The organism is Mesorhizobium sp. M2A.F.Ca.ET.039.01.1.1, from assembly GCF_003998035.1.
In the GTDB taxonomy this organism is placed as follows: domain Bacteria; phylum Pseudomonadota; class Alphaproteobacteria; order Rhizobiales; family Rhizobiaceae; genus Mesorhizobium.
Genome location: NZ_RZRY01001283.1, coordinates 1 through 981, shown reverse-complemented (window position 1 = coordinate 981; position 981 = coordinate 1). Strand labels below are relative to the sequence as shown.

The 981-nt window shown below is 59.8% G+C and carries 2 protein-coding genes; both read right to left on the bottom strand.

The annotated features are described in order from the left end of the window. Positions 1-88 precede the first annotated feature (88 nt). Complete coding sequence (locus tag EOA24_RS39310) at positions 89-265, bottom strand: hypothetical protein (RefSeq protein WP_126060673.1); 177 nt, start codon at positions 263-265, stop codon at positions 89-91. Between the two features lie 413 nt (positions 266-678). Continuing rightward, positions 679-981 (bottom strand): ATP-binding cassette domain-containing protein (locus EOA24_RS39305; RefSeq protein ID WP_127410901.1); only part of this gene is annotated, 303 nt, incomplete at its 5' end.

The following is a 981-nucleotide window of genomic DNA, read 5'->3' as shown; positions in this document are numbered from 1 at the left end:
GCGCTCTACGCCGCCAAGCGCGCCGGCCGCAATCGCGTCCTGGACTTCCGCCTCGCCGGATGACCTTTTCGGGGCCTCCTGCTCACTCTCAGTGGTGAGCAATCACGTCGTTGAAGGCGTCAAGGTCGACATAAAAAACCTTGGTCATTTCGCCGAGCAGATCATCCTCGTCATAGCCTTGCGACATCAGGATGTTGATCGCGGTCATGATATCGACGCGCTCCGTGAGGCGCCGCTTCTGATAGTCCTCGACAAAACGTTCCATCGCCATCCCCTGGCAAGAGTCTTTTTGGACGCATTGACCGACAATCACTGCGGGGAAAGCTAAGCAGACTTGCTTGCGTGGAACTTGCGGGCGGTGTCCGCGCCTTCCCCCCTCATTCGCGCGACTGGTACGGAAAGCGGCCGACTCACCAAGGCCAAGAAAAGACTAGCATGGAGTATTGAGCGCACCAGAGCCGTCGAACACTTAGTCATCTTTGGGCGTAGCGAGCGAAACGGAGCGAAGACCCGAGGATCCATGCCGTTACTTGGAAGCGTTACTGATGGTGCGGAATTTGGAATGGCGCTGCGCAAAGAACCCTATTCTGTAGAGCAGCACTCTTCGGCCAACTCACGGAATGGACCCTTGGGTCTGCGCCGCGTCGCTTCGCTCCTTGCTTCGCCCAAGGATGCGAGTTACACCGTGAGGAACTTCCGCACATCCGCCCGGTCGAGATCCTCGGCCGGACCCGTATGCACGATCTGCCCGCGATCCATGATGTTGACCTCGTCGGCTAGCTCGCGGCAGAAGTCGAGATATTGCTCGACCAGAAGCACGGCGATCCCCGCCTGGTCGCGCAGATAGCGGATGGCGCGGCCGATATCCTTGATGATCGACGGCTGGATGCCTTCGGTCGGCTCGTCGAGCACCAAAAGCTTCGGCCGCATCACCAGCGCTCGGCCGATGGCGAGCTGCTGCTGCTGCCCGCCGGAGAGATC